A 25,102-nucleotide genomic window follows, 5' to 3' on the forward strand; every position below is an offset into this window, starting at 1 on the left:
CCTTGCAAACCTGCCATCATGATGACGGCTGGAATATTATCAATGCGAAGCCCTTGGGCTTCTTCATTGCCGCCAAGCATTTCAACCAAGCCATCATTTACGATCTTGATGACTTGCTGTCCCGGCTTCACAGAGCGGATAACATCTTCACCAACGGCTTTAGGCTTAATATCGGCAATGAATTGCTTGACGACATCAAGCGCAACATCAGCCTCAAGAAGAGCTACACGAATTTCACGCAGCGCAGACGACACGTCTTTTTCAGAAAGGGAACCCTTTCCGGTCAGGCCATCAAATACGCCCGAGAGTCTATCTGTTAGCGCGTCAAACATGCGCGATCTCCTTTAATTCTATTGGAATGATGCCGGTTTTAACCATAAGGCCAAGATGGCGTCACTCGCCTTTCCTTGCAACAGTCACGCTCCTCAATTGCACGAATAAAACGCGCACAAAGCAAGTTAACCCCGCTGGGCGCTAGGCGCTGAGCGAGGGTGCTTATGCTGGGCTCATCTGATGAAACAGGGTCGTCCCAGATCAAGGCGCAGGTATAGCTACGCGGAAAGATCGTGGTGTTTAGGCGCAAAGACACAGAAGAGTCAAGGTTGAGACAATTCAACACATTCTCAAGACACTTCATCACCCGCTATATGGAATTTACGTTGAACCAAATAAAAATACGGCCAGCTAATTAGCTGACCGTATTAAGCACGAATATAATGTGCTTGTTGATAGAACACGAATATAGTGTGTTCCTTACGTCCCATTTCAACCCAGAGGTACGCTATATACAATATAGCTAATTGCAAATAAGTCGCAACCTATCAAAATTGATAGGTCTTATATAAAATTCAATCGGATTGCTTTTGCGACAGCATGAGCGTTAGTTGTCGCTTTGAGCTTATATCTAGCATTTCGAATATGCATATTCACCGTGACTGTCGCGATTGAAAGTTCATCTCCAATTCGATCCGGCCGCAGTCCTCGTGCTAGAAATGCGAGACAATCTCTCTCTCTATCAGTTAGTGGTTCTATGCTATATAATAGATCAGCTATGGATTGGGACAGAACTTGGTTCATGAAGTTCATAAAAACCAATATTTCACTCGCCCCAGCTTCCCAGACCTTCAGAAACTCTTTCTCACGCAACTCTGATGCAACCCCAATACCCGCCGGTGGCTTATTATCCATCGGCAAAGACCCTAAAGGAATAACACACCCATTTTGCCAATTTGCCTCAGCAGCGTCTCTTAAATATTTTTCTTCATCGCTGGTAAGCACTTGCATTTTTTTTTGGAGTTCATATCCGACCAATATTGGCGTTGGTCTTTCTTTGCGTAGTTCCCGAACAGCAAAGTCAACTTCTTCATATTTTTCATTCATATAGTGCTCAGCCCAATCGTCACTCATTGTCGAAATGAATTTAAGCGGGGCATCAGCTCTAGAGAAATTCAACGTGTCTAGATATCCAAAATTAAACGACCAGAATCCTTTATTCTCGACAAAACCTTGAATAGCTTTCGTTATTTCTTCCTGACTTTTGGCGGACTGCAAACGATCACAACCATCCATGAAAGTTTGACTAAACATGGTATTCACGGCCTTCTTCACAACAACAGACGTCGAATACCAAATAGACTAGCTCAAAAATGAATAAACTCAATTCGATATTTCCATCAAAGTCACACACTGTGCAGCTGCAATAAAAACATCATCTTCATTTTTAGCAAAAAAATTAAAACTCTTTTTTCTTCAATTAAGCGAGCATTAAAGAGTCTGATGCAAATTAGGGTCATAGGCACACACACTATTGAGGTTCCATTAGATGCTACCATCTAAATTTAGAATGTCTGCAGCTACCCTTCTCATGGGTTTGATCAAAGCTGATCAAACAATCAATGATCAAGAAGTAGACGCAGCCTATGATTACCTGAACAACTTAGGTTCTGATGAACCTGAGCGCCCGTGGGCACCCGGCGATAATGCTGCTTTGGGTCGCACATCTGGCAACCGCCTAAACGAAGCCTTGGGGGCCTTGCGTTATTCTCCTGAAGAAGACCGCATGGACCTTATGGAAGCACTCTGGCATGTCGCTGCTGCGGATGGAAACATCCACGAAGCGGAAGAGGAATTCGTCGCTAGCGCTGCTGAAGCACTCGACCTTCCAAAATCTGTGGTTCAAATTATTCGTCCAGCAATGGGTGATGCTAATTTTGAAATCGCACCGCGTCTCAGCGCCTAATTACAGCGCTTTATTAGATTATGAACACGCCGTCTTAGACCTTATGTCTTGGGCGGCGTTTTTATTTCACTCTCCAACCTGTCCCAAACTAGGTGTTTTTAAGGATGTTGGTGCCCCCCATTGCATTGCAGCTTCACGTGCAGCTTCATTTTTAGGGCGCGGCACAAGACCAGATTGAGTCGCAACCACTTCATAGACAGCTCCATCCGCCATTGGTGCATAAGCACCATTTCCATATATGGCATCTACAGCTTTGAGGTTTTTGAAAATTTCATTCTTGCGAGACAATTGATAGATATCGAGTGCAGCAGATGTACCCACAGGTGATAAATCAAAAGCTTTTGGAGGCGCGTTGTTTTCTTGATTCACTTCATCAAATCGCCCTTGAAGACGATCAAGACGAAAAATAGCATCATACCCGGTAACATTCGCCCAAGGTTTCCACTTCAGAAAACGGGCATCAACACGAAAAGCATCTCCCGTCAGTTCAAAAATGACAGGTTCACCAAAGTCTTCGCCTTGCCCAGTTGGCACGCGCATCGTCGCCGTAAATGCTTGCGGACTAGTTTGTGAAAAAGTAATTTCTGCCGCCGGACGCTCATAGGTTAAACGTGCATAAGTTTGCAAATTCATACCCGCTAAAACAGCCACAGCTGTACCGGATAGAAAGACACCCCCAAACAGGAAACGGCTCAAACCGGAAAACATCTTGAACCGGAATAAACGACCTAAGCCACCGCCAACCATCAAAACACCAATAAGCCCTGTTAGTGCTGGAATTGCCCACCAAATTGAAATATTCATCACAGCATTACCCCTTTGATGCAGCAAACTAACGCGCCCATGGCCAGCTTGTTCCAAGACATGCAGAAATTAACCTGTCATTAACTTGGTTGTTCCGCTCTTAACACGTGATGAATGGATTAGAACAGTCAGATTCATGCCATGAATGAAAAACGGGACTAAATTTCACCTCAATAGCAAACAAAATCAACCTAAAGATGAATGTTTCAACGGAGCATAACCCATGCCCCTTTCTCCAAATTTTACTCTAAAAAGCAGCCTTAAAAGTAAAAAGCACATCCGAACCAAGTTCGAACGTGCTTTCTAACCGCTCATTGTAAGGAACCTCAAATGCCCTAGAAAGGACGAGGACGCCCATTACCTTTTTCAACGTGTAGGCCGCATTCGGTTTTATCCATACCCGCCCAGCGACCTGAACGAAGATCATTTGGATCTTCAGCAGGCTGCGTACATGGCCAACATCCAATTGAAGGATATCCCTGTTCTAGCAATGGGTGACGCGGTAAATTCCGGTTTTTAAAGAATAATTGCACATCTTCAGGTGTCCAAGACGCGAGTGGATTCACTTTATAGCGACCAGCTGCAAATTCAAACACAGGCAATTGCATACGTTCACCACCATGAAAACGCTTTCGCCCAGTTATCCATGCATCATACCCATGCAAAGCAGGCTCTAGCGGTCGCACTTTGCGAATTTCACAACACACATCTGGATCGGTTTTATAAAGATCGTTTTTTGGATCTTCGATCAAGCGCTCTTCTTCATCAGGATGAATAGTTTTCACACCTGTTAGGCCGAGAAATTCGACCAAATCATCACGATATTGAAGTGTCTGATGAAAGTGCATGCCTGTATCAATAAAAAGAACAGGAAAAGATGGGTCCACATCCGCAATCAACGCCAACATCACAGCGCTTTCCGCACCAAATGAGGACACATAACAAATGCGTTCACCAAATTCGCGCTTACGCGCAGCACGGATGATGGTCTGTGCAGACGCATCTCGTAATTCTTTATTCAAACGGAACAAGCGATCTTCGCGTGTTTCATTCGCAGGAATGGTTCCAGTATCGGCCATTAAAGATAGCCTCCTTATTCTGACACCGTTTTTGAAGCCGCATGACGACGCTCAAAAATGGGGACAGTTGCACCTGACGTGCGTTGATATGCATATGTGAAATCGGAGATCGCATCTTCGACCACATTTGACGCTTCACCTGAAGTGGGTTCAAAAACGAAACTGTCAATACCACAACGCGCCATTTGATCCATTTGATCACGCAAAACCTGCCCAATCGCACGCACTTCACCTTTGAATTGAAGGCGACGGCGCAAAAGTTGAGCCTGAGAATAACCGCGACCATCTGTGTATTTACCAAATGTCACTTCAACCAGAGACAAACGGTCAATCACGTCCGTCAGCTCAAGTGCATCATCAGCTTCGCTTAAGCGCACCCCAATGTCGCCATTGCGCGCTAGAATCGCGTCTTTCTCAGCTTTAAAGCGCTCCAAAGATACACATACAGGCCCGTCTGTCGGAATTGTCTGATCTTCTTCAACACACACAAATGCATCTTCAATAATGCCAGCTTTGCCGTTCTCGAATTTAACTGTCGGCATAAAGAGCCTCCTTGAATGGCTCAGCGCCAAGGCGCTCCAGCGTTGAGATAAATTTTTCGTCAGATGCTTCACGAATTTCCAAATATTTCTTGGCCACACGTTCCAGCGCCGGCGTCACTTCTTCATAGCGAAGTCCCGGTCCTTGAATGTCTCCAATACGTGCTTTTTCATCAGCGCGCCCACCAAAGGTGATTTGGTAGAATTCTTCACCTTTTTTATCGACGCCTAGAATACCGATATGGCCAACATGGTGGTGACCACATGCATTGATACAGCCAGAAATATTGATGTGTAACTTACCCAATTCACGGTCATATTTGGAAAACATGTTCTGAATTTCCATCGCAACCGGAATCGAGCGCGCATTCGCAAGGTTACAATAATCAAGCCCAGGACAACAAATCAGGTCAGAAGCCAAATCCACATTGTCAGCCCCAAGACCAGCATCATCTAGTGCAAGATAGACATTATAAACTTCATCCAATTTCACATGCGGCAGCACGATGTTTTGAATGTGGGTAATGCGTAAATCATCAAATGAGTATGCTTTGGCAATATCAGCCACAACTCGCATCTGGGCTGATGTTGCGTCACCCGGCGCGACATTCAACGGCTTCAATGAAATAGTGACAGACGTATATCCATCCACTTTGTGCGCAGACAAATTCGTCTCAGCCCATTTTGCAAACGCTGCATCATTTGCTTTGGCTTCTTCAAACGCTTTTGAGTCAGCTGGCAAAGTTTCAAATGCTGGCGCTTTGAAATAGTCTGAAATACGATCAACTTCTTCTTGCGGCAAACGCACTTTTTCTTCGTCGCGCTGCGCCGCAAATTCGGCATCCACTTGTTGGGTAAACACTTCAGGTGTTAGCTCAGTGACCAAGATTTTGATACGCGCTTTATATTTATTGTCACGGCGACCATGCAGATTGTAAACGCGCATGATAGCTTCAAGCCAATCAAGAATATCATCCTTGGCAACCCAGTCTTTAACCGTGGTTCCAATGACAGGCGTACGGCCAAGACCGCCCCCAACAATGATTTCAAACCCGACCTCACCCGCACCATTACGCTTCATGTGCAAGCCGATATCGTGCACACGAATAGCTGCACGGTCGTTCTCAGCCGCTGTTACTGCAATTTTAAACTTGCGCGGCAAGTGCGCAAACTCAGGATGGAAAGTCGACCATTGACGGATGATCTCACACCAAGGACGCGGATCTTCAATTTCTTCAGCTGTCGCCCCAGCAAACTGATCAGTCGTCACATTACGAATACAGTTCCCAGATGTCTGAATGGCGTGCATTTCAACATTCGCCAACTCTTCCAAAACAGTTGGGATATCCTTTAGCGCAATCCAGTTGAACTGAATGTTCTGACGTGTCGTGAAATGGCCATAGCCTTTATCATATTTCTCGCCAACATCCGCCAATGTGCGCATTTGTTTAGACGACAACTGCCCATAAGGAATTGCAATACGCAGCATATAAGCGTGCAATTGCAGATAGACACCATTTTGCAAACGCAATGGTTTAAAATGGTCTTCATCCAATTCGCCAGATAGACGACGCGCAACCTGACCTTTGAACTGGGCCACGCGATCACGAACCATTTGTTCGTCAAATTCATCATAACGGTACATATTTATTCGTCTCCGTGGGAAAGTTCAGGATGGGCATGTTCAAGCCCTAAATCCGTTTCAACGCGTGCTACCCAACGGCGCACAGCGGGAAATTCATTAATATCAAAGCCACCTTCATGCGCCCAGCGTGTGTATGCGACACACGCAATATCGGCCAAAGATAGCGCTTCACCGACAAGATAGTCAGAGTAATTAAGCTGCATTTCCAATGTTCCAAGGGCGCGTCGCCCTTTGGCCATTAACTCAGGATCAATCTCGTCATCGGCTTGTTTTAGGTACACTTTCTTAAAACGACGCACTGCAATCGCAGGTTCGTGCGTGTATTGCTCCCAAAACAACCAAGACATCATTTGCGCCCGTTCAAAGGCTGAATCTGGGATAAGGTCAGATCCAGCTTCTTCCGCGAGATAAAGCATTATTGCGTTAGATTGAGGCAAAATGCGCCCATCCGGCCAGCGCGCCAAAGGCACTTGCCCAGCAGGATTAATCGCTAGAAATGCTTCTGAACGCGTATCACCTTTTAACAGATTCATTTCCACCCAATCATAGGGTGTTTCTGTCAATTCAGCGACCCAACGAGCCTTCAGGCAGTTGCCGCTTATGCTATCTCCATAGAGAGTCATTTTAGAGATATTACGAGAAGGCATTATGCGTCTCCAGCCTGACGCCCATATTGGGGGTGACATGTCGGACCATTCGCACGAATGCTCTCTCTTAGAGTTTCGCGCCCGATAATCTGACCATCTTCTGAGACTTCCATCAAATAGGGGTCATTTGCACGCGTTTGATCTTTAACAGCTAAAGCCAATGCTTCATCTGCGGCGTCATGCGTCACGACCTCAGCTTCAGAAACTTTTTGCGTCCAGTCACCAGAGGCTGTGCGATAAATCGTATAACCATTTGGCGCATCCCAAGCCGTCACAACTTTAGGCACTTCAGGTTTTAGTTTTGGACGTACAGAACTCATTGTACTGCCTCCCCAGAAAAATGTTGAAATTCAGATTCAGCCAACGTTCTCAAACCAAGCGCTGAAACCTCACCAATAACCAAAAGCGCTGGTCCGGCAATATTATTTAATTCGAGCAAATCAGGCAGGCGCTCTAGTTGCCCATACACAACTTTCTCATCAGCCCGCGTACCATTCTCAATGATTGCTACAGGCGTTGATCCATCACGACCAGCACGCATCAATCGGTCTGTAATAGCCGGTGCAGTGCCAACGCCCATATAAACGACCACAGTCTGATTAGCGCGCGCCAGCGCATTCCAATCAAGATCAGGTATATCGCCTAATTTCGCATGGCCAGTCACAAATGTAACCGATTGAGCATGATCACGATGCGTCAAAGGAATTTGGTGAGCCGCCGCACATCCAAGCGCTGACGAAATACCCGGCACAACTTCACAGGCAATGCCTGCTGCCCTTAACGCCTGCACCTCTTCGCCGCCGCGTCCAAAAATAAATGGGTCACCGCCTTTAAGGCGCACCACACGCAAGCCAGCTTTCGCCGCTTCTATCAGTTTTTCATGTATTTGCGTTTGTGGAACGGAATGGTCGCCTTTGGATTTCCCCACAGGCACACGCACCGCATCCTCAGGTATCAAATCCATGATATCAGCACCGACAAGACGGTCATAAAAGACAATTTGCGCCAACTGAAGGCGCTTCAATGCCTTGAGCGTGAGCAATTCAGCATCACCTGGCCCTGCTCCTATTAGACAAACTGATCCACTCGCAAACGATTGAGAATGAGACTTGTCCACTTTGGGAGAATGCGTCATAGTTGAACCCTTTAGTTTTGCTCAAGACTTAAGCGCTTTAAGCCCACGCAAAACAGCCAATACTTTAGAAGGGTAAATACTATCTACCCTACATCACAGACCATAAGTGGCGCCGTCTGCGCTCCGTTACAATGCAATTGAGCTAAGCTGAAACATTAGAGCATCTTCACAATGACTGAATCTGATAACCCAATAGACCGTCTTCCGCCCTTAAATGCGCTTCGCGCTTTTGAAGCAGCAGCTCGCAGATTGTCATTCACGAAGGCAGCAGAAGAGCTAAATGTAACACCCGGTGCGATTTCGCAACAGATCAGACACCTAGAAGAATTTGCAGGTGCACCATTATTTCGCCGCACAGGACGTCAGGTTTTATTGACAGATGTCGGTGAAGCCACGCTACCTTTGCTAACCAATGCGTTTGAACAATTGGCCGAAGCTACACATGTATTGCGTGCGCCAAAGCGCCGAAACCGTTTAATGATTTCATGCGCCCCGTCTTTTGCAGCAAAATGGCTGGCGCACCGGCTGGATAAATTTCAACATCTCCACCCCGAAGCAGAAGTCTGGGTTTCAGCAGATATCGCTGTTGTGGATTTTGCAGGCCCAGAAATTGATCTCGCAATTCGGTATGGCGGCGGAAATTATGACGGCCTACGCATCGAAAAACTTATGTCTGAAGAAGTTCTGCCCGTTTGCTCACCTACACTTTTAGAGGGTGAACATCCGCTTCGCACCCCAGCTGACCTTAAACATCACGCACTTTTGCATGATGAAAGCCCTGAAAATGACCCATCCTGTCCAGATTGGGCAAGCTGGTTGGCTGCACGCGATGTTGAGGGGGTCGATTCCTCTCGTGGCCCGCGCTTTAATCAATCGGCAGTCGTCGTAGATGCTGCCGCCTCAGGACGCGGCGTCGCACTAGCAAAAAAAGCAATCGCGGCTGGCGACCTTGAAAGCGGGCGATTAATTGCCCCGTTTGCAGACGGCACAAATGAAATAGATTTTGCATATTGGACTGTTTGGCCACGCGGCCGCACCCAATCGCCAATTGCACGCGAATTCATCAAATGGATCAAGGAAGAAGCACAATCAGATCAAGTCGTTGGTGTATAGTTCCTAACACACTTCTTCATACGCGAATCTCATAGACTCTCGACAATTTATGTGAAATCCGTTTCAATGGTTTAACGATTGATTAAGATTAACCTTCTGGACACTTCGTGCTAGTGTACGAGCGTGTATAGATTCTATTGGGCGAGTTACCATGACTTTTTGGCGTCAAGGCAGCAATGATTCATTAAATGACAAACTGGTGCGTCCACGCAGCAGCGGTTCATACTGGGATAGCAAATCTCAATCAAACGCAAAAGAAGAAGCCGTAGAGACTCCTCTAAAAGATGCACAAGATGTGTTTTCAGACGTGTCTGAGCAAATCAGTGAGAGCGCTGAATCAGCTTTAGATGATACAAAAGATGAAATCACAAAAGCGGTAGAACAGATTTTCCCAGAAGATCTAAAAACAGACGATTCGACAGACTTACCTGATATTCCATCAGATCTACCCGACCTTGATGCACCAACAGACACGATTCAGCTCGAAGAAGCAGATCTTGACGACGTATTGGCAGCACCTCCAGTTCTTGAAGATTTAGATGAATTGGACGACAGCCTAGAGCTAGAAGAATCATTGGAAGATTCAGACGTCACTTCAATTGAATCTTTATCGTTTGATCAAGAAAACGAATACAGTCTTGAAGATGAAGACGACACAGAAAAATTCACTTTAGGTACTCCTCCGCCACCTCCAGAAGACGAACTGATTGCACTGGAAGAAAGCGAAAGTCTAAATATTCCTGACATTGACGTTAATGATTTAGAAACCCCAACTCTAGAAACTACTGATATAGAAATTCCAGAATTGGAAGATGCTGAACTTGTTTCAGACGCTTCCGAAATTGGCAAAATGCCACCCGTCCTGCCAGTCAGTGGACGCGGCTCTGGAAACACAGCCCACAAATTGGATCAGGAAGAGTTTCGAGACAATGACACCAGTGTTGACACAGAAAGTGATGAATTAGTCGTGCCGGATGCACGACTAGATAGCGACGAACTCGACACTAAATCGAGTCAAAACTCGCCATCAGAAGACAAAAACGGATCTGGTCAGGTTATTGCCTTCCCGCCAAGTCAGGGCAAATCCAGTCAAACTGACACCCAAGCAGATGATGGTCTCACTGAAGAAGAACGCTTGGCAGTGTCACTTTCCGCAGGTGCCGGCGCAGCGCATTCAACCACGAAAAATTCACCGTTCAACACCCGTCTGGCAAAACCAAAACACAATAGTCCAATCGTAACACCCCGCCAAACTGCAGCGACATATTACGATTCTGACGAGCAAGTTTACGAACCAGGCATAGATGACAATGATGGATATTATGTTCCATCACAGGACGATTCTGATGGCAGCGGACGCCGCATCGCCCTATATCTAGCGGGTGCTGCATCAATTTCAGCTATATGTGCTGCTGTATACTTCATGCTGCCTAAAGGCGATGATGATAGTGTTCAAATCGCTGATGCTGGAAATAACACTGCGCCAAGCCAGCCAAATATCACTGCACGTGATACGACGACAACAGATGCGGCAACAACAGCTTCCAGTTCAACATCTGCCGATGCACCGCTCAACGACCAGCGTGTATTCTCAGACCTAACAGCAAGCGGAACAGAAAATTCTGACACCGCAATTAGCGAACCATCCAGTGAATTATTTGCTTCAATCCCTAAAGAGAGCGAAACAACAACACCTACGGATTCTCGTACGCTATCTCCAAACTCAACAACTCTTTCTTCACCAGATCTAAAATCTGCTGAAATTACAAAGCCTAAAGTGTCTGAAAAAGCGCCAAGCTTGACGCTTTCAAAACCCGCCGCGCCGATCATCGCGCCGCCTACACCTAAAGCGACATCACCTGAAGTAACGCAGCCCACCACTTCTGCGAAAGTGACAGCTCCGACAATCGCACCTAAACCAGCGAAACCTAAATTGTTCGGAAATTCCACTTCAACAGCAAAAACGAAGCAGCCACTTCTATCTAAAATCCTGCGCCCGAACACAGCAAAAGCAATAGCTCCGGTAAGTGTTAGTGTTGGAGAGCGTGTATATGATGGCGTCATGCGCTCTGGCAGCATGCCGCAAACCATTATTGATGCATTGTTTGCAAACGGATCATATCTGGCCGCTAAAGAACAAAAGCAATTTGCATACAATGTACGTCACGCCGCCAAAACGACTCCAGATGGTGAAGTCAATTCAATCATCACACAAAATGGAACACGCGTAGATCTTCACTTCCTATCTACACAGAATGAAGTTCGTCCAACTTTTGTATCGCGAGCTGATAACATCGAGCCATTGCCGCGCTACATGCTGCTCAAAGATGACTGGGTGCGCGTTACAACACCAACAAAACTACATGCCGCTCCACGCCAATATGATCAGACTGTACTGAAAAACCTACCACTCAGCACAACGCTTGAGCGCATGGGCTCCGTCACGGATTCATCTGGTGAGCAATGGTCTATGGTTGGCCAAAACGGGGTCGCGATTGGATATGTCCCCTCTCTCGATCTTGTCAGCCTGTCAGACACGCAAACTCAAACAGTTAGCCCATTTACAACGACCGTATCACAAAGCGTTGTAGAACGTATCGATGTCAGCACGCCTTGTCGTGACTATACAATATCTGTTGGTGGTGCTGGTTCAAGCCATGCTGCTTGCATGACACCAGATGGTGATTGGATGACAAAAGAAGGTGCCACATCTGGTCTTTCTTTTGTAAACACACCGACGCCTTCAATGATCACGAGCGCGCCTCTCGCTTCAAATGAGCTCGCATATTCAAGTTCAAATGACACTTCGCGTTCCGCTCTATCAGAAGAAGCTGAAGCTATTTTATTTGAACCTGAAACATTGCGCCGCGATGCCCGCCATGGTCGTGGCTCTGCAAGCCAACGTATCGGCACGCTGTTCAGTCAGACAAACACGATCAAAGCTGTGAGCATTTCTTCACCCGATGGCCAAACTGGCCAATTATCCTTTGATGGAAAAACAGCTAACTCTGAAACATCCGCTCAAACAGCGACGCCAATCGCTCTGACAACAAGCCTTGTTAAACTTGAAAAACAAGTTCGTTTAATGAATGCTCCTGGTGGTACAATTGTACCAAATGCTGACACAGTTATGCGCGGCGAAGTTTTAGAAGCTGTTTCTGTATCAACAACACCAACCGGCGAAAGCTGGACATTACTTGGTGAAAACGGTGTTGGATATGGATATGTGCGCACAGATTACACGTCGACAATTTCAGCGTATGAAACCGACGCATCAATGCGCTATGATGGCTTTAATGCAGCCACAGCTTTAGGCGGAACTGTCAATTCTGCAAGTGACGTTTCAGGTGATGAATATCAACCTCCTGCCCCAGACTGTCAAACAGCGACTTATGCAACAGGCAGCGAAACTGGTATTTTAAAGGCTTGCTTGCAACCAAACGGCTTGTGGACAGCGGACGTTCAGCCAAATACTGGCTATGACATTCGCTCAACAGCACAAATGGATTTCCTACAGGGTGGTTCAAATCTCTGGTAGAAGACACCAGAATTTAAACATATTGAAAACAGGCCGCGTGAAAATGTCGCCTGTTTTCTTTGACTTCTTGTCATAACGGTAAGTTCAGCATACCCCTTCCTCATCATTCCTTCATAAAATGAGCGAGATAAGAATTGAGTAAGTCCACCTCCCAAAGCGCCTCAGATGGCTCTGACACAAATCACATCACGGGTGAGACCTATAATTCCGACCCTCGCAAGAAAACAGGCCCTGAATGTGAAAGCATGACGGATGTTCGATACGAGATAGACCGAATAGACCGCCTCCTTGTGGAGATACTCGCTGAACGTACAACTTATATAAAAGCTGCTTCGCGCATTAAACCAGATAGAGAAATGGTTCGCGATGTGCCGCGCATTGAAGATGTCGTTGCAAAAGTGTTAGCTCATTCCAAGGAACACAATCTACCAGCAGAGATTGCAGACCCTGTCTGGCGGTTATTGATAGAGCGCTCCATCGCCTATGAATATAGCTCTTACGATGCCTTAAAGGATTCTGACATCGACAATTGATGCTCAACCTTTGCTAATGCTTCGGTGGCTTCGGTCATTTTATCTTTGATTGCGCTGATCAACACACCCGCTTCTGCGGCGGAAACATTTCCTTCACGACCACGTATTTCTGCCGCATGGCATGCTTCTCCTAGCTCCATTGCACCAATACTGCGCGCCGACCCTTTAATTGAGTGCGCAGCATCAGCCCATTGCTCGCACGGCGCGTTAACATCAAGCAGTCGCCCCCAAATGTCACTTTGATGTTTAAAAATACCTAAAACCTCTCGCGCAAGCTCTACGTCACCGCCAGTCATGGCGTTAAGGTGGTCCAAATCGATTATTTTACTCATCATTTCTCGCCTATTGGTCCTGTAGAACGTCGCACATTAAATTTGCTAAGCATTATATGAGCAGCAAGAGAATAAAGATGCCTTAATGGTTAAGTCTGCCTGACAAAAAATCCAAAAACCACCAATTGGCATAACGGTTCAGCTCGTTCCGAAATGATACAATTCCGGTGTTGATTGTCCCAAATATAAACAGTCGCAGATCTAACATTACAATTCCTCGCCAAAGACATCCTGTAAATACAGATCTTCCCTCTTCTATGCTCCAACCAGCCTTGAACCACTGTCAAATATTCGTTTTTCGACTTTAGAATGAAGTTTAACTTGATTTTTGACTTTTTTGACATCATTGTCCCGACAAACTGTGGAGGCAATTATGCTGGGTCTTTTAATTCTCGTTCGCGATTCTTTGCTTGTTTTATTGATGTCTTGGGCTGGTTTAGACGTTACTCCAGAGAAACAAGACGACACGAATAAACCACAAGCGTCTGCAAGCGCCCAACGTCTGTTTTAATTAGTCACACCGTCATCAAGGCATTCTGAGCACGAGTATTTGTGTTCGATTATAAGAATACTCAGGTTTTACATGGGTATATTTTCGAAAAATTCGCTTAACTGGCTAATTTGACATGTAATGGCCCAGATCTTGACTGTATAAAGACAGAGTCATCTGTATAGTTGTATGTCATGAACAAAGTAGCCAAACCTATTCAAAGCAAAAAAGACCTCGAAATAAGGTTAAGCCAAGCCCGCAAAGCCGGTAGCTGGATGCCTTGGGGCACGACCGCTCTTGCCTTCACATGGTGGGGCGGAGCAGCAGCCTATTCAATCGGCAAATATGGTGTTGCAGCCCTTCAGGAAATGCCTCCTGCGGAGCTAGCAGGTGCTGTCGCTATGGCCGCAGGGCCCGGCTTAGCTTTAATCATGTCTGGATTCATGGCACGGGAATCAACACGCTCCGCAAGAGCAAATGAACTCGTACTTGCTGCAACTCAAGAATTGCTTTCACCGGCTTCCGCTTTGTCCGGCGAAGTGGATACACTTGGATCTGTAATAGCTCAGCGTTCTGATGAAATCTACGATACACTCAACGAGACTGAAGCCCGCGTTCAAGTCATCCGTCAGGATATGGAAGAAAGCTCAAATGCTGCAATAAAAGCTGCTGAGATTGTGCGCGCTGATACTGAAGCGCTCAAATTCAAACTTGCAGCTGAACGTGATGAATTGTCCAGCCTGTCTAATTCTATTCGGTCTCAAGCAGCTTCATTGTCTGAAGCCATCCCGATGCATGCTGAAAAAATGACGCGTGCAGCCACGATGGCTCAAAACGAAGTTCAAAAAGCCGGCAAACAATTAGACGATCGCCTCAACACTATTGAAGTGACCGGTAAAAATCTCGCTGCCTCTGCCGCAAACCTTGATCATATGACAGCCGAAAGCCGCAAACGTGCACAGCAATTGGTGCAGTCACTTATGTCTATCAATGAAAACCTACTTGGTTCATCGCGCACAGTTGATAATGCACTGAAAGCCGGCGACATGGCCGTTGAAGCTTCCAAGGCAACAGCCGCAGCAATTCGTCAGGCCATGGATAATGCCCTAGATGGTGCACGGATTTCATCCGAACAAGTTGCTCAACAAGCTTCAAAAACAAATAGTGAAGCCGAAGAAGCAATGAAACGCCTGATCGAAACAGCAGCACGTGCTGAAGGTCTTGTAAAACAGGCTATGGAAACAACCAACAGCCATGTTGAAGAGACTGAAAAACGCATGGACCGTATGGGCGAGCACATGTACACAGCTGCTACGCGCGCAACACAAGCAGCAGAAGCTGGACTTGATCGCGCTAGGTCTCGTATCGAACGCGCATCTCAACTTTTAAATGATGGTCTCGACGACACTGTCTCACATGCTCGTAGAGTAGAAACACCTTATGAAGCACCGGCTCCACGTGTGTCAAAACCGGCCCCGCGCCCTTCTCGCACTGAAGAAACAGTTACACCAACGAGAGTTGAACCAAAACACACACAAGAACCAGACTTTTCACCCTTTGATCCTCTAGAAATTGAAGACTTAGACAACACTTCTTCAACACCAGATTACCAACGTGGCGGCGCCAAACCAACAGCAACAGCAGAACCTTCTAGTGCGACAGCTGCAGCAGCTCACGAAGCTCATACTCTTGAGCAAGAAAAAAGACGCTCAAAAACAACACAACAAGACGCCCAGTCCAGCATGTCTTGGCGTGACCTGCTTTCAAGCATAGGGACAGAAGGCAACGAAGAAGAGCATCACCAAACAGCGCTAGCTTTCGTTGAACAATTGGACCGTTCAGGCATTCGACTAAAACGCGCAATTCGTTCTTCTGACCTACGTCGTATTGCAGCAGCAACTGCAAGAGGTGAACGCCAGCGTCGTCGGGCAACCAAGCAAGCAGCCCCAGGTGAGCTTACACAAATACAACGTCTACTTACCCAAGACGAAGACTTGCGTATTGCAGCTGAGAGCTATCTCGCACTCGAAGAAAACGAAGCCATGAAATTTTTGGAAAGTGCTGAACGCTCACGTGAAGATGCAGACCCGAGACTAGCAGCCTATTTGCTACTGGATGCTGCACTAACAAAATAACTTAGAAAACAATGAAATCCCGCTAGAATATAGAATTCTAGCGGGATTTTTTATAAGCAGGTCTTTATTCTGCTACGATGCAAAAAGCATTCAATTTATTGCCATCAAGATCGCGGAAATAAGCGGCATAAAACCCACCGCCACGTGGGCCCGGTTTTCCTTCACAACTCCCACCGAGTTCGATGGCTTTCTCATAAAGAGCCTTAACCTGATCTGGCTTTTCTACCGCCAAGGCAATCATAACGCCGTTTCCGACAGTCGCCGCTTTGCCATCATGCGGCTTTACAACAGAAAAAGCTGTCGCTTCAGGGCTTGTGCCCCACACAACATATCCATCGGTTTCCATTGTACGTTTTGCGCCAAGTTCTGCAAAAAATGCATCATAAAATTTAGTTGCGCTTTCAAAATCATTTGTGCCAACAGTTGTATAGCCAATCATGATTAAACCCCTTGCATATCAATTAAACGATGCAACGTTGATACATGCCCTGCTGACACAAAACTGACAGTAGAGATTCCATTATTTATTCTTTAGAAAAGAATCACGAGTGCCGCTTGGCAGTAGACAAAGAACCAGTCGCAATAAAAAACCGCCTAAACAAAGAATGTTTAGACGGTTTTATAAATTATTTATAATATGAAATCAGGTGTTTAATTGAATTTCAGGTGGAAATTCTGGAATAATCTCTTCTGGCTCCAACTCATTTTCTAATTCGTCTTTGGCCGCATCTTCATCCTGTTGCTTTCTACGTTCAGCGCGCTTTTCAAGACGTTTAGCGCGACGTTCAGCATCAAGATCATATGGCTGTGCATGTGTTGCCACAAAATCAGCGGTAATTTCCGCGGCATTGCTAATCGCACGCGCCAATGCCTCAGCGCGATCTACAGATTTTTTATTCTCTAGCAACTCAACAGCTTGCAAAACATCCGAAGCAATAATGCTCTTATCACCAGAACGAGTCAGCACCACACGTACCTTACAAACAGCTTCTTCTTTTTCATTATCTACTGTCAGGTCCAATATGCTCAGTCTAAGATCATATTCACCACGCGCACCAACCTGCACTGGCACGGCTAACCCATCGCCTTCGGAGACAGTTAGTGCATCCACGACAGCAGCTTGGAACAATCGGGCTGGCGAGTCTGCCCAACGCACATCATTGATATATTGAATACGTTGGTTATCAGACGCAGCGATTTCAGCACCAGAAATAGCCCCCATGGCATCAGGAATATGAACAACAATATTCGTGTTCAATGGAGAGCTGGCACCGCGCATCCCAGATGTTGGCAACCGTACCAAAGCATCAGGCTGTTTAGGCTCTGGCAGTACAGATACACACCCGCCCAGTCCCATTCCAACAAGAATAAGAGGAAGCACATACATTTGCTTTTTCAAACGAATAAACATTTTCTATCTATTTCCCATTACTCATATGGTTTGACATCGCCAAGCACAAATTCTCGTGGATCGCGTTCAAGTTCAGCAACAACACCGTCCAGTCTCTGCACAAGCAATTGCACATCCTGTAACGTCGTCGACAATTCGCTCATAACTTCTTCTGCGCTCGGTGCAAGTTCGTCCATAACAACCCCCTCAACTGAGCCGACTGCATGATCTGCACTTTTAACAACATTCTGCATGTCTTTAAGCAAAAGCATTGTATCTTTCGTCATCAACGCCACATTCGCATCAAATTGGACACTCGCAGCATCCACAGCCACAGCAGCATCATTCATGGCTATACCGGCCCCCTCCAGCGCTTGAATAGCGCGCTGAGCGTCAGCAGCAATTCCATTCTGACCATTCGCCACAGCTGTTAAATCTTCGATATTTGCTAGAATATTAGAGATGCGGGTCACGTTTTCATCTCTAAACATTCGGCTAACGCGATCCAGAGCATCCGTACTCGATTCAATGAGCCCCTCTCCCCCTGAAAAGATTTTATCCAATTGCGTCTTGTCCGTTTTAATACGCGGCGGATAGGGACGAATGCCTTTGTTCAATAGCGGTTCATCAGGGCTACCTGCTTTGATCTGAATGAACGTCATGCCCGTAATACCAAGCAGCCCTAATTCAGCACGAGAATCTGACTTAACCGGCGTGTTTGCATCAACGCGAATTCTCGCGATCACATTATTTGGGTCTTGTGCATCAAGCCCTAGATCAGTGACCTCTCCAACTTTGATACCGTTAAAGCGAACCTCTCCACCTTCAGACAACCCATTAACTGCCCCTTCGAACACAACGTCAAAGACTGAAAATTCTTTGGAGAATTGAACCTTGGATATCCAAACTGCGAACAGCACAAAAGCCACCATCGCCATAAGAACGAAAGCCCCGATCAGTCCGTAATTTGCGCGCGTTTCCATTTGAACCGCCCTTTCTAACTATTACCCAGAGCTGCGCGTCCACGCGGCCCGGAAAAGTATTCTTGTATCCAAGGATGAGGGTTTGCTCGAACTTCATCCATCGTCCCAACAGCCAACACTTTGCCATCATTTAAAACTGCTATCCGATCACAAACAGCATGTAACGAATCCAAATCATGCGTCACTAAAAATACAGTAAGCCCCAACGCATCACACAAAGAGCGCAATAACAGATCAAAATTTCCCGCACCAATTGGATCCAGTCCAGCAGTTGGCTCATCTAGGAATAACAATTTTGGATCAAGCGCCATAGCACGCGCCAAAGCAGCACGTTTGCGCATTCCACCAGACAGATCAGAAGGACGTTTAGGAGCTGCATCCCCTTCCAAACCAACCATTTGTACTTTCATACATGCCAATTCTTGCATCAATGCAATAGGCATATCTAGGTGTTCGCGCATGGGTGCCATAATATTTTCTTGGACGCTAAGCGTTGAAAACAATGCTCCATCCTGAAACATAACACCCCATTTTTGTTCAATCACTCGCCGCTCTTCTCGATCAAGCGATGTAAGGTCTTGCCCGTAAACTTCGATATCCGCTTTCTTAGGTTGAATAAGTCCAACTATCGAACGCAGCAACACAGACTTCCCTGTACCTGAAGGTCCGATCACACCCATGATTTCACCATCACGCACATCAAGGTCTAGATCTTTATGCACCACTTTAGTGCCAAACTGATTGGTCAGATTACGCACACGAATAGCAAGTTTGTGACCATCTTCCATCATTACAATCCCATCTCCATATAGAGGATGGCAAAGATTGCATCGATGACAATGACAAGGAAAATGGCCTGAACGACAGATGAAGTGGTGCGCTGACCAAGAGATTGAACATCACCTGATACAAGCAATCCCTGACGACACCCGACCAGCGCAATTACAGTTGCAAACACAGGCGCTTTTACAATTCCTACCCAAAAATTCTGACCTGGAACGGTGTCTTGAATGCGTTGAATGAACATGGCTGGGGAGATATCCATCACACCCCACATCACCAACAAACCTCCCACGAGTCCCGAAATCATCGCAAAAAATGACAGGAAAGGTGTCATCACAAGCAATGCTATTAACCTTGGAGCCACCAATACTTCCATCGGGTTCAACCCCATGACCCGCATTGCATCGACTTCTTCCCGCATCTTCATTGCGCCAATTTCAGCCGTAAATGAACTATCCGTTCGCCCCGCCAGCAAAATAGCCGTCAACACCAAACCAAATTCACGCAACATCAGAAATCCGACCATTTCGACAGTGAAAACTTGCGCCCCAAAAGATTGAAGCAAATTCACCCCCAAAAAGGCGATCACGATACCGATAAAGAAAGATAACATCGACACGATTGGAAGCGCATTCAAGCCTGCTTCTTCCATTATAGCGACAACGGATGTCCACCGTATTTTCTTGGGATTTAGAAGCAAAAAGAAAACAGTTGTGAATGCCTCACCGATGAATTCCAAAATACCCCAACCCTCTTTTAAGGCATCGACAGTTCCATGGCCAACTCGGTCAAGCAATTGGGTGAAGCCATGCCTATCTTTTGCTTTCTTAACTGGCTCAGGTTTGGCAGCGTTTACAGCGGTAAGCAGGGACATAACACTATGTGTGTCTCCAACTATTTTCGCCAAACTACCAGAAGGGGCACCCAATTGGCGAAGCGTACGATCCACAACATACGCACCGGCAGTATCAAAATCTTCTAATTGAGAGACATCTAACGAGACATCTTTACTGACATCTTTGGACGTGAGTTGACGTAAGGGTTTATCAATTGCACCAACAGTGAATGCCGTCCACGCTCCCTCCAGCACCATAACAGGATCACCCGCTAGGTCTGTAGTGATATCAAATCGAGCTTGGGCATGTGCCAAGAAGCGCTCCTATCGCGTCCATTCTTGACTTAAACTCTACTAAATAGCTTTAAAAATCACCTACTTTATCGTTCAAGGCGAGTAGATATCCTTAACATCATCAAGCACGCGAATAAGCCTCCAATTGCCGCCAATGCAGCCATAGCCCAATATCCTCGAACGCCAATTCCTTCGTATAAATAGCCAGATAATACCCCAGCAGCCCCAGTCATCGCGCCAGCAATCGCAGCAAGAAGAGACAATGCCAAGGTCTGATCTTGTTTGGCAACCTCGCTATGCACCATGCGAACACCTCCGATAAATGTCGCAGCAAAGGTTAATGCATGGAGATTTTGCAAAATAAAAGCACTTAACAGATCAGGGGCAAACCCATACGAAACCCAACGCAGCACTGCCCCTATCGCCCCTATCAATACGAGACGCTGAGGTGTAACCCATGCTGGAAATTTAGATGCAAAAGCAAGAAATGCTATTTCTAGCAATACGCCTGTTACCCATAAAAAACTAATTTCTGTCCCCGAAAACCCCTGCTTTTCCCAGATCACTGTGGAGAACCCATAATAAAATGCATGAGCTGCCTGAATGCAGGACGCGCTTATCAAAAGCAAATATAAGGTAGGACGTCGATATAATCGGATACCTCGTGCCATACGCGACCATAGCCCAGCTTCTGTGCCGCTTTCTCCCAAGGGAATGGACGGCACCAACCAACCTATCAGCATCAAGCCAACAAAGAGACAAGTGATCACCGGCACCAAACTGGACACACCAACATATTGGATAAGAAAACCACCAGAAAATACGCCGAATACAAAAGACAGGGATGCTAGAGCACGCCCTTGACCAAAACTTGGTCTGCTTTCGCCAGCCACGAGTAAAAGGCTAGATTCTCCCAACGGGATGATAGCGTGCACTATCGACATCAAAAAGAAGCCAACAATCGCAAGAAAAATTGGATCAAAGGTGAGATTTAATACAAAATAACCAAATCCGGCCCCAGCAGCCATTAGAACCGAAGCAATTTTTGCTGTGCGCGCATCGGCCCATCCAGAAATCACCGGTCCAACGATAACACGCGCCAAAAGAGCACCAAATAGTACGAAGCTGATCTGAGGCCCATCTAGACCACGCGCAGTTTCCAGCCAGACCGGCAAATAGGGTAATTGAAGCCCAAAAATAAAATAGAAAAGACTTAGATATGCTGTGGCTCGCCATGCGTTACTCATGTCGAGCAAATTCCTTCAATCAAACTGTCTTAGCTTAGACTATTTAAACAAGAAATTTCTTGGCGCAATTAAAAATATCGCACTTTTCAGATCAATCGACCCAATTGAAATTATTATGAAGTGGGCTCTTCCAAGGATGCCAGAACTTCAGACATACGTGCCGCAGCAAGTCCATCCACAATCAAACGCGCCAATTCCAACTCTTTGTCGAATGGCTCAAGAACTTTAACCGGGTCAATATCTTCCAACGCGGAACTATCTGTTTGCTTTATTCTTAAAAATGATGCTGCAAATGTTTCCCGCGCCTGTCCGGCGTGAATCACGACGCGTTCAAATTCACGTACATCAGCATTTCTAGGCTTGGTTACAGCCCCATGAGATGGCAATAATGCCTGCGCGAGTTGATTTACCTCGGCGAGACTTTCAATCGCACTTGAAACATCATAATTGACTAATTCAGCAATTTCACTTGCGTCAGGCTCAAACTGCGTAAGATGTTCCCAGTAAGCTTTGCCAACCTCATTGTCACCGCCCCATATTTTCATCAGTGCTGAAAAGTTACTTTCGCCATTTGCCCATTTTGAGTCCTGACTTGTTTCACAAAAAGCGACTGATGCTTTATGTAATTCAGACTGGGGTTTCGTAAGCTGTATCTCAGTTTCAGATACAGTTTCAAAAACAGCAACTGTGGCACAGCCACTAGACAACAGAGTAGTTCCAGCAATGATTCCGACGAAAATTCTACGCGACAATACCTTTTCCCCGCTTAACACCGTTTCACCCACCCTGTTGCATATAACAACAATTTAGAAGAAACGTGAACATCTTTTAACGAGAGTCCTTCAATTCTTTATAAAACAGTACTAGTGAAGCAGTCATGAACAATAATCGATCACGCAAATTTCTTTTTCCCAGAATAGACTCGAATAAAGTTGGGCGTCTTCGTGTATCCGACATTCACGAACTATACTGGGAAGAATCTGGAAATCCCGACGGTATCCCCGTTATCGCTCTTCATGGTGGCCCTGGCGGCGGCTCAAACCCAGACATGCGCCGTTTTTTTGACCCGACCAAATACAGAATCATTATTTTTGACCAACGTGGGTGTGGTCGCTCTTCTCCATTTTCGGAATTGCAAGAGAACACGACTTGGGATCTCGTTTCGGATATGGAAAAACTTCGCGAGCACCTGAAAGTCGAAAAATGGCTATTATTTGGTGGATCATGGGGAAGCACACTCGCCCTCACATACGCAGCCGTTCACCGATCAACGACACTAGGCCTAGTATTGCGCGGTATTTTCCTTCTCACAAAAGCAGAAATTCAGTGGTTTTACCAAGAAGGTGCGAGTCGCCTCTTTCCGGACGCGTATGATAGATACGTTGCTCCAATTCCTAAAGCTGAACGTAACAACCTCCTTAAAGCCTTCTACACGCGCCTCACAGGTGACAACCAAGAAGAGCGCGCGGCAGCAGCTAAATCCTGGTCACAATGGGAGGGAGAAACTCTTTCCATACGAGGCCCATCAATGCTTCCTTCAAAATTTGAAGAACAAGCATTTGTTGATGCCTTTGCTCGCATTGAATGCCATTATTTCTGGAATAAAGGCTTTTTTGAAAAAGATGGCTGGTTATTGGAACAAGCAGCAAGCTTTGGAAATTTGCCAGGCGTCATTGTTCACGGTCGATACGATGTTGTCACGCCGCTTTCGTCGGCATGGGCACTGAACAAAGCTTGGGATGGTGCAGAACTAAAAATCATTGGTGATGCTGGGCATTCCAGCATGGAACCAGGAATAGTGGATGAGCTCATACGAGCCACAGAATTGATGGCAGAAAAATTTAGTTAGCTTCGCCGTAATATTCAATAAAAAGGCAGCTTCGAAATTTCGAAGCTGCCTTTTTTATTATCAATAATCAGTCGCCTTAAACGGATTTATTGCTACCAATTAGGCTTTCCATAAATGCTGGCATTTGCACCCCAAATGTGTCCTGCAATCCATCGAAAATTCCAAAGAACAGAATAATTCCGACAAAAACAGGCACAAACCATCTCAGTGCCGTATACCAAACTGCATGCAATTTCTGATCTTCGATTTCTTCCAGCATATCTAATTTTGGCAAAACCCAACCAATAAAGATCGCTATAAATAGCGCTCCCAGAGGCAGAAGAATATTCCCCGTCAAGAAATCAACGAAATCCAGATAATCTCCAGAATAAATATATGCCACGCCAACAACAAAAAGAATGAATGCCATTCCCATGGATGCACCCATGCGATGAACACCATGACGCTCTTCGAGCCAAGAAACTGACACCTCATAGAGTGAAATTGAGGATGTGAAAGCTGCAAATAATGCTAATGAGAAAAATACCATGGCAATAATGTTACCGCCAGGAATACTCCCAAAAGCGACCGGAAGAGACACAAAGAACAATCCAGGCCCGCCTGCGGGGTCAAGTCCCGCTTGAAATACGATTGGAAAAATCGCAAACCCTGCGATAATCGCAACCATTGTATCCGCTCCCGCTACGATAAAGGATGACCGCGGGATATTAGTGTCTCTTGAAAGATATGACCCGTAGGTAACCATCAATACAGATCCAACACTCAATGAGAAACAAGCTTGACCAAGTGCTGCTAGGAACGTGCTAAAATTCACAGCACTCCAGTCTGGTGAAAGAAGAAATGATACAGTCTGTTTCAGGTCACCCGTTGTAACCGCAAATGCGACAACTCCTAAAAGCATAATGAAGAAAGCAGGCATCAAAATAGTTGCTGCTTTTTCAATGCCGCCTTTCACACCGCGCCCAACAATCACAGCATTGGCTATTAGGAACACCAATAATAGCCCCATTATATTGCCGCGATTACTGATCGTTTCACCGAAATTCTGACCAGATTGTTCAGGCGTGATCCCTGCGAAATTACCGCCTATCGCTTGAAGTACGAAAGCTAAAATCCACGCGGAAATCACCATATAGAATGAAACGATGAAAGTTGACGCAAAAACACCAACCCAACCGATAATACCCCAATTTTCGGATTTACCTGCATTTCGCGCTAAAGATTGAATACCCTCAACTGACGACATACCAGCTTTACGGCCCAATGCATATTCTCCCATGAGAACAGGCAAACCGATTGCCACGACACAGAGCAAGTATATCAGAATAAAGGCCCCGCCTCCATTCTCTCCCGCCGTGTATGGAAAGCGCCAGAAATTTCCAAGGCCAACAGAAGATCCAACTGCCGCCATAATGAAACCAAAACGTGATCCCCAAGTATCACTCTTTCGGCTAATATCCCCCGATGGATTGCCCACCATATAATTATTGCT

Annotated in this window: 25 protein-coding genes; 7 read left to right on the plus strand and 18 right to left on the minus strand. The window is 46.0% G+C overall.

Annotated features, from left to right (window positions below; all coding sequences use genetic code 11):
• Together AC5EF3_RS11545 and AC5EF3_RS11550 are read right to left on the minus strand one after the other, a co-directional pair.
• On the minus strand, window positions 1-332 hold a 332-nt coding region (locus AC5EF3_RS11545), incomplete at its 3' end, for a signal recognition particle receptor subunit alpha (protein ID WP_493548153.1).
• Window positions 333-837: 505 nt separating this feature from the next.
• On the minus strand, window positions 838-1,587 hold the full coding sequence (locus tag AC5EF3_RS11550) for a helix-turn-helix transcriptional regulator (protein ID WP_015826361.1): 750 nt from the start codon (window positions 1,585-1,587) through the stop codon (window positions 838-840).
• 235 nt (window positions 1,588-1,822) lie between these two features.
• Between AC5EF3_RS11550 and AC5EF3_RS11555 the strand changes: the two genes are divergently transcribed.
• Window positions 1,823-2,239: a TerB family tellurite resistance protein gene (locus AC5EF3_RS11555; RefSeq protein ID WP_015826360.1), complete on the plus strand. Its 417-nt coding sequence runs from the start codon at window positions 1,823-1,825 to the stop codon at window positions 2,237-2,239.
• 66 nt (window positions 2,240-2,305) lie between these two features.
• Here the strand turns inward: AC5EF3_RS11555 and AC5EF3_RS11560 are convergent, their stop codons facing one another.
• The 7 genes from AC5EF3_RS11560 to cobA form a co-directional block, all read right to left on the minus strand.
• Window positions 2,306-3,043 carry a hypothetical protein gene (locus AC5EF3_RS11560; RefSeq protein ID WP_493548154.1) on the minus strand — a complete coding sequence of 246 codons (738 nt, stop codon included), beginning with the start codon at window positions 3,041-3,043 and terminating at the stop codon, window positions 2,306-2,308.
• A gap of 335 nt (window positions 3,044-3,378) precedes the next feature.
• Window positions 3,379-4,122 (minus strand): phosphoadenylyl-sulfate reductase, encoded by a 744-nt coding sequence (locus AC5EF3_RS11565; RefSeq protein ID WP_015826358.1) that lies wholly within the window; start codon window positions 4,120-4,122, stop codon window positions 3,379-3,381.
• Between the two features lie 14 nt (window positions 4,123-4,136).
• Window positions 4,137-4,664 carry a DUF934 domain-containing protein gene (locus AC5EF3_RS11570; RefSeq protein WP_493548155.1) on the minus strand — a complete coding sequence of 176 codons (528 nt, stop codon included), beginning with the start codon at window positions 4,662-4,664 and terminating at the stop codon, window positions 4,137-4,139.
• On the minus strand, window positions 4,651-6,306 hold the full coding sequence (locus AC5EF3_RS11575; protein WP_015826356.1) for a nitrite/sulfite reductase: 1,656 nt from the start codon (window positions 6,304-6,306) through the stop codon (window positions 4,651-4,653). Before AC5EF3_RS11575 ends, AC5EF3_RS11570 begins: the two co-directional genes overlap by 14 nt.
• 2 nt (window positions 6,307-6,308) lie before the next feature.
• Complete coding sequence (locus AC5EF3_RS11580; protein ID WP_015826355.1) at window positions 6,309-6,953, minus strand: glutathione S-transferase family protein; 645 nt, start codon at window positions 6,951-6,953, stop codon at window positions 6,309-6,311.
• Window positions 6,953-7,273 carry a DUF2849 domain-containing protein gene (locus tag AC5EF3_RS11585; RefSeq protein ID WP_493548156.1) on the minus strand — a complete coding sequence of 107 codons (321 nt, stop codon included), beginning with the start codon at window positions 7,271-7,273 and terminating at the stop codon, window positions 6,953-6,955. The genes AC5EF3_RS11580 and AC5EF3_RS11585 overlap by 1 nt, the downstream gene beginning before the upstream one ends.
• Window positions 7,270-8,088 carry a uroporphyrinogen-III C-methyltransferase gene (gene cobA, locus AC5EF3_RS11590; protein ID WP_493548157.1) on the minus strand — a complete coding sequence of 273 codons (819 nt, stop codon included), beginning with the start codon at window positions 8,086-8,088 and terminating at the stop codon, window positions 7,270-7,272. The genes AC5EF3_RS11585 and cobA overlap by 4 nt, the downstream gene beginning before the upstream one ends.
• A 171-nt stretch (window positions 8,089-8,259) precedes the next feature.
• Here cobA and gcvA point away from each other — a divergent pair, with 171 nt between their 5' ends.
• The 3 genes from gcvA to AC5EF3_RS11605 all read left to right on the plus strand — a co-directional run bounded on the left by gcvA (window position 8,260) and on the right by AC5EF3_RS11605 (window position 13,272).
• Window positions 8,260-9,201, plus strand: a complete 942-nt coding sequence (gene gcvA / locus AC5EF3_RS11595) for a transcriptional regulator GcvA (RefSeq protein WP_493548158.1) — start codon at window positions 8,260-8,262, stop codon at window positions 9,199-9,201.
• A 151-nt stretch (window positions 9,202-9,352) separates the two neighbouring features.
• Window positions 9,353-12,739 carry a hypothetical protein gene (locus AC5EF3_RS11600; protein WP_493548159.1) on the plus strand — a complete coding sequence of 1,129 codons (3,387 nt, stop codon included), beginning with the start codon at window positions 9,353-9,355 and terminating at the stop codon, window positions 12,737-12,739.
• 134 nt (window positions 12,740-12,873) lie between these two features.
• A complete protein-coding gene (locus AC5EF3_RS11605) occupies window positions 12,874-13,272 on the plus strand; it encodes a chorismate mutase (protein WP_015826350.1) in 399 nt (132 codons plus the stop codon).
• Here the strand turns inward: AC5EF3_RS11605 and AC5EF3_RS11610 are convergent.
• Window positions 13,236-13,604, minus strand: a complete 369-nt coding sequence (locus tag AC5EF3_RS11610) for an Hpt domain-containing protein (RefSeq protein ID WP_233356727.1) — start codon at window positions 13,602-13,604, stop codon at window positions 13,236-13,238. The genes AC5EF3_RS11605 and AC5EF3_RS11610 overlap by 37 nt on opposite strands.
• Window positions 13,605-13,977: 373 nt before the next feature.
• Here AC5EF3_RS11610 and AC5EF3_RS11615 point away from each other — a divergent pair, with 373 nt between their 5' ends.
• Window positions 13,978-14,115, plus strand: a complete 138-nt coding sequence (locus AC5EF3_RS11615) for a hypothetical protein (protein WP_493548160.1) — start codon at window positions 13,978-13,980, stop codon at window positions 14,113-14,115.
• 173 nt (window positions 14,116-14,288) lie between these two features.
• Window positions 14,289-16,229 carry a coiled-coil domain-containing protein gene (locus tag AC5EF3_RS11620; RefSeq protein ID WP_493548161.1) on the plus strand — a complete coding sequence of 647 codons (1,941 nt, stop codon included), beginning with the start codon at window positions 14,289-14,291 and terminating at the stop codon, window positions 16,227-16,229.
• A 64-nt stretch (window positions 16,230-16,293) separates the two neighbouring features.
• Here the strand turns inward: AC5EF3_RS11620 and AC5EF3_RS11625 are convergent, their stop codons facing one another.
• From AC5EF3_RS11625 to AC5EF3_RS11655, 7 genes are all read right to left on the minus strand, one after another.
• Window positions 16,294-16,668 (minus strand): VOC family protein, encoded by a 375-nt coding sequence (locus tag AC5EF3_RS11625; protein ID WP_015826346.1) that lies wholly within the window; start codon window positions 16,666-16,668, stop codon window positions 16,294-16,296.
• Window positions 16,669-16,872: 204 nt separating this feature from the next.
• Window positions 16,873-17,640, minus strand: coding sequence for an ABC-type transport auxiliary lipoprotein family protein (locus AC5EF3_RS11630; protein ID WP_015826345.1), 768 nt, complete (start codon window positions 17,638-17,640; stop codon window positions 16,873-16,875).
• A 17-nt stretch (window positions 17,641-17,657) separates the two neighbouring features.
• Window positions 17,658-18,602, minus strand: a complete 945-nt coding sequence (locus AC5EF3_RS11635; protein ID WP_493548162.1) for an MlaD family protein — start codon at window positions 18,600-18,602, stop codon at window positions 17,658-17,660.
• A gap of 14 nt (window positions 18,603-18,616) precedes the next feature.
• The gene (locus tag AC5EF3_RS11640) at window positions 18,617-19,393 is read right to left on the minus strand and encodes an ABC transporter ATP-binding protein (RefSeq protein WP_493548163.1); all 777 of its coding nucleotides are present in this window, start codon (window positions 19,391-19,393) and stop codon (window positions 18,617-18,619) included.
• Window positions 19,393-20,535, minus strand: coding sequence for an MlaE family ABC transporter permease (locus AC5EF3_RS11645; RefSeq protein WP_493548164.1), 1,143 nt, complete (start codon window positions 20,533-20,535; stop codon window positions 19,393-19,395). The genes AC5EF3_RS11640 and AC5EF3_RS11645 overlap by 1 nt, the downstream gene beginning before the upstream one ends.
• A 65-nt stretch (window positions 20,536-20,600) precedes the next feature.
• Entirely contained in the window at window positions 20,601-21,761 is a 1,161-nt protein-coding gene (locus AC5EF3_RS11650) for an MFS transporter (RefSeq protein ID WP_493548165.1), read from the minus strand.
• A 113-nt stretch (window positions 21,762-21,874) separates the two neighbouring features.
• Window positions 21,875-22,513 (minus strand): hypothetical protein, encoded by a 639-nt coding sequence (locus AC5EF3_RS11655; protein WP_233356726.1) that lies wholly within the window; start codon window positions 22,511-22,513, stop codon window positions 21,875-21,877.
• 125 nt (window positions 22,514-22,638) lie between these two features.
• Here AC5EF3_RS11655 and pip point away from each other — a divergent pair, with 125 nt between their 5' ends.
• Window positions 22,639-23,610, plus strand: a complete 972-nt coding sequence (gene pip / locus AC5EF3_RS11660) for a prolyl aminopeptidase (protein WP_493548166.1) — start codon at window positions 22,639-22,641, stop codon at window positions 23,608-23,610.
• A 76-nt stretch (window positions 23,611-23,686) separates the two neighbouring features.
• Here pip and AC5EF3_RS11665 read toward each other — a convergent pair whose 3' ends face one another.
• Window positions 23,687-25,090 (minus strand): sodium-dependent transporter, encoded by a 1,404-nt coding sequence (locus AC5EF3_RS11665; protein WP_015826338.1) that lies wholly within the window; start codon window positions 25,088-25,090, stop codon window positions 23,687-23,689.
• Window positions 25,091-25,102: the final 12 nt, after the last annotated feature.

This window comes from Hirschia sp. (assembly GCF_058892565.1).